Consider the following 7950-nt stretch of genomic DNA (forward strand, 5'->3'; position numbering starts at 1 on the left):
GGCGGGGGGCGCTGGTTGCTGTTGTGGGGGGGGGGGGGGGGGGGGGGGGGGGGGGGGGGGGGGGGGGGGGGGGGGGGGGGGCGCGCGCCGCCCCCCCCACCGCCCTCAGCGGGTGTGCTCGCTCGATTTCGCGTGGCGGACGACCGCGTCGGGGCCGGGCGACAGGATCGCCTCATGACCCGAGTCGTCGCGGACGCGGTAGGGCGGATCGCCGTGGTCACCCAGCACTTCGATGATCTCGACGATGTGGTCGTGCTGTCCGACGGTCCTGCCGTGCACCAGCAGTCGGTCGCCCGTGGTCGCATGCATCAGGGGTCCTCCCGCCTGGAAGGCCGTACGGCCGCCACTCGGCCGGGCGGCCTGGCCAACGGATTACGGGCCGGGGCGGCCCGGACGGCGGTACATGCCGCTGCGGCCAGTTTACGTCGGGGGGTGGCGGGCGCATCCGGCGCGAGGCGAAGGAGGAGGGGAGCGGGCGGGGCGTTCGGGCTCGGAGTGGCCCGGGCCCGAGCGCCGCGGTGCCCCGCCCCGCCGGCTCCTGGCCGCTCCGCCGCGGCGCCTCAGCCCGTCCGCGCGCCCGCCTCCGCCCTCTCCTTCCCCCGTCCTCAGCTCCTGCTGCGCTGCGGGTGCGGACGGCGCCTGGCCGCCGCCTGGCAGGAGGTCGGGCCGTAGGACAAAGGGCTCGACGTGCGCCCCGCCGGTCTGCGACTCTCCGGCCATGAACGCGCATCTGCCCGCGGGCTACGAGCTGTCCACTGACCCGGCGCGGCTGGACGGTGAGCGGGTGCACCGCTGGCTGTCCGAGGACACTTACTGGGCGCCCGGCCGCTCCCGGGAACGGCAGGAGCGGGCGGTGGCCGGTTCGCTCAACTTCGGCCTGTTCGCCACCGATTCGGGCCGTCAGGCGGCGTACGCGCGGGTGGTCACCGACCGCGCCACCTTCGCCTGGCTCTGCGATGTCTACGTGGATCCCGCCGACCGCGGCCGGGGCCTGGGCACCGCCCTCGTCGAGGCGGTCGCCGCCGACCTCGCGGCGCGCGGGCTGCCGCGGATCGTGCTCGCCACCCGGGACGCGCACGGGGTGTACGAGAAGGCCGGGTTCCGGCCGCTGCCGGTGCCGGGGGAGTGGATGACGCGGCCGCTGGCCGGTCCGGAAACGCCCGGCCGCTGACCGCCGGACCCCGTCCGGCCCAGCCGCTACCCGGTCGGCGCAGCGCCGCCGGTGACCTGCGCGGATGGCGGCGGTCGGGGCCCGTTGCGCGGCCGTCGGGCCCGGACCGAGGTGCGCCCGGCGGGCGGCCGGGGTCTGCTCGGTGCATGTTCATACGGCATGTCCTCCGACACGCACCGGCCACCGGCGCCCTCGCGGCCTCGCTGGCCCTGACCGGCGCCGGGCCGGTCCTCGCCGCGGGCGACGCGCACCGGGCGGTCGTCCAGCCCGATCCGGTCGCCCCCGGGGAGGAGTTCTCGGTCTTCGACGGCGGCAACTGCCCCGGGGGGAGCGGCGAGGCGACGTTCGACGGCGCGGGCATACCGACGATGAAGCTGTCCCCGCTCCGCAACCAGGTGGGCGGCACCGGGCGGGTCCCCGAGTCCGCCGAGCCCGGCTCGTACAAGGTGACCGTCGTCTGCGGCCAGGGCGGCCAGGACGGCGGCCACGGCGGCCACGGCGGCGCGGGCTCCGGCCATGACGGCGGGAGCGGCCACCGGCCCGGGGCGCGGCAGGGCGATGGCGGGCTGGTGCCCCAGAGCGATCCGGGCGCGGCGGACCCGGGTGCCCCGACGACGGACGGGGGCCTGCCCGGCGGGGACCTGCCGGACGGGACGTTCCCCGGCAGCGGGACGCCGCCCGGCGACGGCCTGCCCGGGGCCGGGGACGGCGCGCCCGGGGCCGGGGACGGCGTGCCCCTGGCACCCGGCGACGGCACCCTCCGCACGCCCGGCGACGGCGGATCGGCCGCGTCCGGTGAGGCGCTGCTGCCCGGCGACGGTGCGGCGGGCGCACCGGCGGACCCCGGGGGCGCGGCCGGAGCCGGGCGGCCCGCCGCGGGCCCGGTGGACGGTCGGGCGGCGAGCGCCGGCACGGCGGGTGCGGGCACGGCCCGGGCGGTGGCCGCCGTACGGCCGGGCGGCGCCGTGCCGACGACCGGCGGCGACGACCGCGGGCATGGGGAGGCCACGCTGACCGGCACCCTGACGGTGGTCGCCGCCGACCACGGCCTCCTGCCCAAGGGTGGCTCCGACACCGGTCTCGGCGGCGCCGCGGGCACCGGCCTGGGCACCACGGCGCTGGGCGGCGCCCTGCTGGCCGGTGCGATCGGCTGGGGCGTGGTCGACCATCGGCGCCGCAGCCGGGAGGAGAACCCGGACTGAGCGGAGCGGGCGGCCGGGCAGCCGGGCGGCGGGGCCCGGCGTCGTCGGGCCGCCCGGCCGCGCGCAGGCGGCCGACGGGCGGGTGGGCGGAGACTGGAGGTGTGAGGAGGTACGTCATGCGCAAGGTGATCGACTGCCGGGACTACCCCAGCGAATCGCGGTGCACGCTCACCATCTCCGGCGAGGAGGAGGAAGTGGTGCGCGCCGCCAGTGAACACGCCGTATCCGTCCACGGGCACGCGGCGGGCCCCGAACTGCGTGAGCAGATCCGGTCCGCTCTCAAGAACGAGATGCCGCAGCACGCCTGAGCCTGCGGGCCGCGCCGGTCGTCGCGGTGGTGCGCGCGGTACGCACCGCCGGGCGACCGGCGCGGTGTGCGCCCACGGCCCCGGGGCGAGCCGGGGGCGGGCGACCGCGGTCCGCCCCCTGGGTCACGTCAACGACGTCTCCTGAAAGTCCTCCGGCACCAGTTGCAGCAGTTCCTCGCGGCTCGGGGACGTCCGGCGGCTGAGGCGGCCCGCCTGGCGGGTGACGAGGGATTCGAAGACCTTGCGGGCGTAGCGGGCGTTGCCGAAGTTGCGGTCCCTCGGCACCGACGCGAAGTGCGTACGCAGCAGCGTCTCCAGCTCCGGGGCGCAGGTGTAGCCGCCCGCCCCGGCCTGCCGGTCCACGATGATCACCAGCTCGTCGGCGTCGTAGTTGCCGAACTCCACCCGCTGCGAGAAACGGGAGGTGAGACCGGGGTTGGAGGCGAGGAACGCACCCATCTCGTCCTCGTATCCGGCGGCGATGACGACGACGTCGTCGCGGTGGTCCTCCATCAGCTTGACGAGGGTGTCCACCGCCTCCTGGCCGAAGTCGCTGCCGCCCCGCTCGGACGGCGTCAGGGTGTACGCCTCGTCGATGAAGAGCACCCCGCCGCGCGCCTTGTTGAACGCCTCGGTGGTCATCTGCGCCGTGTGGCCGACGTACCGGCCGACCAGGTCGGCGCGCGCCACCTCCACCACCTGGCCACCGGCGAGCACGCCCAGCGCCTTGAGCAGCTTCGCGTAGAGCCGCGCCACGGTGGTCTTGCCGGTGCCGGGCGGGCCGACGAAGACCAGATGGCGGCTGAGCGACGGCGACGGCAGCCCCGCCGCCTCCCGCTGCCGGGCGTTGGCCAGCAGATGCACCAGGTCCGAGACCTGCCGCTTGGCCTCCGCCAGCCCCACCATCTGCTCCAACTCGCCGAGCAGTGACTCCAGCTGACCTTCGTCGCCGCCCGCCGCGCCCGCACCGACACCGGATCCGGCGACCTCGCCGAGGTCCTGCGGCAGCAGCCGGACCATATCGGCGGGGGAGGCGTTCACCTCGTTCGCCAGGCGGAACGCCTGCCGGTCCACCATCTCCTCGAACACCCCGCGCGCGGCGCGCCCGTTGCCGAACGTCTCGTCCCGCGTCATCTTCCGGAACAGCGTGTCCAGCCCGTCCCGGGCGGCCGGGGCGAGGGCGTACTCGTGCCGTTCGCAGATGCTCTCGACGATGGTCACCAGCTCGTCCACCGTGTAGTTGGGGAACTCCACGGTGCGGTTGAACCGCGAGGCCATGCCCGGGTTCGACGACAGGAAGCTGCGCATCTGCGAGGAGTATCCGGCGGCGATGACGACGACGTCGTCGCGGTGGTCCTCCATCAGCTTGACGAGGGTGTCCACCGCCTCCCGCCCGAAGTCGGGGCCGCCGGAGCCGGACTGAGAGGTGAGGGTGTACGCCTCATCGATGAAGAGCACCCCGCCGAGCGCCCTGTTGAACGCCTCCGTCGTCTTGATCGCCGTACCGCCGACGACCTGCGCCACCAGGTCCTGGCGCGCCACCTCCACCAGATGCCCGTACCGCAGCACCTCCAGCTCGGCGAGGATCGTGCCGTAGAGGCGGGCCACGGTCGTCTTGCCGGTGCCCGGCGGCCCGGCGAAGACCAGATGACGGCTCATCGGCGGCACCGTCATGCCCATCTCCTCACGGCGCCGCGCCATGCGGTTGAGGCTGACCAGCGTGGTCACCTCGTGCTTGACGGAGGCCAGCCCGACCAGCTGCTCCAGCTCCTCCAGCGGCGAGGCGGGGGCCTTCTTCTTCGTGTCCTTCTTCGTGTCCGTGCGGCCGGATCCGCCGTCGTCCGGCGCGGCGCCGTCCGCGGGGCGCTGCCCGCCGTCCGCACCGGCGGCGTTGTCCGTCGCGCCGGTGGCCGCGTCCCAGGCGGCGCTGCCCGCGGCCGGTACGTCCGTGCCGCCGCGTGCCGCCTCGCCGCGCGCCGCCGCCGGACCTGCCGCCGCGCCGTCCGCCGCGTCGCCGTGGATGTCGGCCAGGCCGTTGCCGCGCGACATCACCTCCTCCAGCAGGGCGTTCTCGCTCACCACCGTGCGGTGCACCCCGGCGCCGCCGTTCTCCCAGGTGGAGACGGACCGCAGCGCGAACTGCCCGTCGGTGTGCGTCAGGACGCCGTCGCCGCGGTTGCCGAAGACCTCGCAGCCGGTGAAGGTGCCCGAGCCCCCGGCCGCCACCAGGATGCCGTTGCGCTCCCCGTCGTGGAACCGCGACTGCGTCGCCACGACATTGGCGCCGGAGCCGACCGACAGCCCGTCGCCGCCGGTACCGGCCACATCGCAGTCCCGCAGCCGCACCGACGCCGTGCCGGACACGGCTATCCCCGCCGCACCGCTCTGCCGTACGACCAGCATGTTCAGCCGGGCGCGGGCCTCGCCGCCGATCTGGACGCCGCTGCGCCGGGTGCCGGTGATCTCCAGGTCCTCGAACCGGCCCTGGCTGGTGTCGCACACCTCCAGGCCGTGCGCGCCGCCGCCGGTCAGCACCGTACGGCGCAGCGTCGGCCGGGCGTCCTCGGCCACCCGCACCCCGATGCCCGTCGGCTCCGTCACCGTCAGCCGGTCCAGCTCCGGCACGCAGTCCTGCGTCAGCTCCACGCCGGTGCCCTTGGCGTCCGCGACCCGCAGGTCCACGAAGACCGGCCGGGCCGCACCGCCCACCCACAGGCCGGTGCCCTCGCTCGCCTCGACCGCGCAGTCCTCGAACCGCCCCCGCGCCGAGTCGTACATCCGCACGCCCTGCCCGGCGGTACGGGCCACCCGCAGCCGCCGCACCAGCGGGTCGGCGTGCTCGGCGACCGTCACGCCCTCCTTTCCGGTCTCCTCGACGTGGCAGTCCTCGACCAGCACCTGATTGCGGCTGGCCAGATGCAGGCCGACGGCCTTCGTGCGGTGGATGCGGCAGCGCAGCAGCCGGGTCGAGCTGTCGTCCTCCAGCGCGACGCCGGGCTGCGCCGTCCCGGAGAAGTCGCAGTCCTCGACGGTGCCCTGGCCGTGGCCGCTGACGTACAGGCCGTTGCCGCGCGCGTCACGGACCGTGCAGCGGCGCACCAGCGGGTCGCCGTGCCCGCCGATGACGATGCCGGACGCGCCGAGGTCGGCCAGCCGGCAGTCCTCGATGACGCTCTCCGCCTCGCTGGTGACGACGATCCCGGCGCCCTTGGGGTTGGTCACCTCGCAGTCGCGCATGGCGAGGGTGCCGGTGTCGCGGGCGAGGACGGTGGCCCAGGCCGCGCCGCCGACCTCGCAGCCGTCCAGCTCCAGCTGGCCGTCGGCGACGTCCACGGCCGGGCGCTCGGGGTCGCTGCCGTGCACCACGAGACCGGTGAGTTTCACCGCCTCGGCGGCCACCGTGACCGCGGAGCCGGTACGCGGCGTGATCCGCACCGTGCCGAGGCCCTCCGCGGCGATCACGGTCACGATGCCGGTGAACACCAGCGCCTCGGCGTACCGGCCCGGGGCCACGGTGATCAGCGCACCGCTCGGCGCCGCCTGCACCGCCTCCGCGATCGTCGCGAACTCCCCGGACCCGTCTGGCCCCACGGCCAGCACCTGACGGCTCATCCCCGCTAACTCCCTCCAGGGCCCGGCGCCGTGACGGCGCCGGACCCGAACGTGCTCACTCTGCGCGGCATTCGGCCTTCACCTGGGCGACGGCGACGTGCGCCCGCGTCGAGGTGTCGCCCTCCCAGTCCTGCCCGGCATTGGTCACCCGGAGGGTGAACCGGCCGCCCTCCACATGGACCGTGGTGCCGAGCACCCAGCTTCCCTTGTTGCGAGGCTGGTCGATGTGGAACCCGGCGAGGTCCCCGCCGTACCACTTGGTGCCCTTGTGCACCGAGTATCGCGCGGGAGCCCCGCCCACCTCCACCGGGCTCTTCCCTTGGGGTATGTAGACCGAGATGCGGCAACTTGCCGACTTCATCCCGGAATTGAACTGCCAATACGCGGTCACATCCGAGTCCGGCGAATCCGCGTCACCGGACATCGGTATCGCCCGCGAGCCGCCCCCGCAGCCCCCGGCCGTCGATCCGCCGGTCCGCGTCAGCCACCCCTTCATGCCGTCGCCGTACGCGCCGATCTCGTGGTACGAGGCGTGGGAGCCGGTCCCGCAGGTCGGCCCGGCGAACGCGGTGAAGGTATGGGTCGCCAGCGTCTGGGTGTGCGTCTCGGAGCCGGAGCCCTTGTCGCCCGCGCCCGCCTTGTCGGCGTGGTCGGCGTGGTCGGCGCGGCCGGCGGTCGGGTCGGTGCGGGTGGTGGCGTCGCCGTCGGTGTGCGGCCCGGAGCCGGAACCGGAGCCGCCGGAGCTGCCGTCGCCGTGGCCGTTCCCGGTGTCGGCGGGCGCGCGGCCGTCCTTCCGGGGGGCCGCGCCGCCGTCGTCGCGAACGCCGCCCGGTACGGGCACGAAGCCCTTGCCGCCGTCGCCGCCGATGTCCGGCAGCGGCTGCGTCAGATCACCGGCGGCGCGCGCCGACGACGCGGCGAAGCCCTTGCTCAGCGCCGAGATCGCGAACGGCGCGCCCAGGAGCACCACCCCGGCCAGCGCCGCGCCCGCCACCACACCGGGGGAGACCCGGCTGCCGCTCTCCGCCTTGGCGTCCGCGCCCGTCGCACCGGCCGCCGCGCCCGTCGCCGCGTCGACGCGGCGGAAGAGGCCGAGGCCGCGCCGCCCGGCGGACGCCTTCTTACCGGCGGACGCGCCCGCCGGGGCGGGGGCCGCCTCGGTCGCGGCGGGTTCCTTGGCCTCCGCAGCGGCCGCGCCGTCGTCCGCCGCCTCGGCGCCGGAGCCGTCCCCGCCGTCCGGCCGGGGCGCGGCATCCGTCTCCGCACCGGCCTCCGTGTCCGCCGCGCCGGGCAGCGGCGCGCCGGGCCGCAGCACGGTCGCCCCGGCGGCTCCGCCGGTGGCCGCCGGGGCCTCGTCGGACACCTCCGCAGCCGTCTCCGGCTGCTCCTGCTCGGGGCGCAGGGTCGTCCCGCCGGCCGGCGTCTTCGGGGTGCCCGGTGACGTGGTGGGGGTGTCCGTGGACGCGGCCGGGGTGGGCGCGTCGGCGGTACCGGCCGGACCGTTCTTCTGCGGCGTGTCGGTCACGGGCGCGGGCGTTTCGCCGGTGACTCCGGCGGCGCCGGTCTCTTTCGCGCTGCGGGAGTTCGCCGTCTCGTCGGTCATGATGAGTTCCGCTTCACTCGTCGGGTGTTGGGGGGTGTGGGGCGCCGCCGCGCG

The 7950-nt window shown here is 75.9% G+C and carries 6 protein-coding genes; 3 read left to right on the top strand and 3 right to left on the bottom strand.

All coding sequences use genetic code 11. The annotated features are described in order from the left end of the window. Positions 1 to 105: 105 nt before the first annotated feature. Positions 106 to 309 (bottom strand): DUF1918 domain-containing protein, encoded by a 204-nt coding sequence (locus tag ACFWWQ_RS17135; RefSeq protein ID WP_384596848.1) that lies wholly within the window; start codon positions 307 to 309, stop codon positions 106 to 108. 409 nt (positions 310 to 718) lie between these two features. Here ACFWWQ_RS17135 and ACFWWQ_RS17140 point away from each other — a divergent pair, with 409 nt between their 5' ends. The 3 genes from ACFWWQ_RS17140 (at position 719) to ACFWWQ_RS17150 (ending at position 2681) form a co-directional block, all read left to right on the top strand. Next, positions 719 to 1171, top strand: coding sequence for a GNAT family N-acetyltransferase (locus ACFWWQ_RS17140; protein ID WP_384596850.1), 453 nt, complete (start codon positions 719 to 721; stop codon positions 1169 to 1171). A gap of 146 nt (positions 1172 to 1317) precedes the next feature. Then, the gene (locus ACFWWQ_RS17145; protein WP_384596852.1) at positions 1318 to 2373 is read left to right on the top strand and encodes a hypothetical protein; all 1056 of its coding nucleotides are present in this window, start codon (positions 1318 to 1320) and stop codon (positions 2371 to 2373) included. A gap of 116 nt (positions 2374 to 2489) precedes the next feature. Further along, a complete protein-coding gene (locus tag ACFWWQ_RS17150) occupies positions 2490 to 2681 on the top strand; it encodes a DUF1059 domain-containing protein (RefSeq protein ID WP_384596854.1) in 192 nt (63 codons plus the stop codon). A gap of 123 nt (positions 2682 to 2804) precedes the next feature. On the opposite strand, the gene ACFWWQ_RS17155 is transcribed toward ACFWWQ_RS17150, so the two are convergent. Together ACFWWQ_RS17155 and ACFWWQ_RS17160 are read right to left on the bottom strand one after the other, a co-directional pair. After that, positions 2805 to 6293, bottom strand: coding sequence for a right-handed parallel beta-helix repeat-containing protein (locus ACFWWQ_RS17155; protein ID WP_384596856.1), 3489 nt, complete (start codon positions 6291 to 6293; stop codon positions 2805 to 2807). A gap of 55 nt (positions 6294 to 6348) precedes the next feature. Further along, complete coding sequence (locus tag ACFWWQ_RS17160) at positions 6349 to 7896, bottom strand: hypothetical protein (protein WP_384596858.1); 1548 nt, start codon at positions 7894 to 7896, stop codon at positions 6349 to 6351. Positions 7897 to 7950 lie beyond the last annotated feature (54 nt).

Source organism: Streptomyces sp. NPDC059080 (assembly GCF_042739975.1).
GTDB lineage: Bacteria > Actinomycetota > Actinomycetes > Streptomycetales > Streptomycetaceae > Streptomyces > Streptomyces benahoarensis.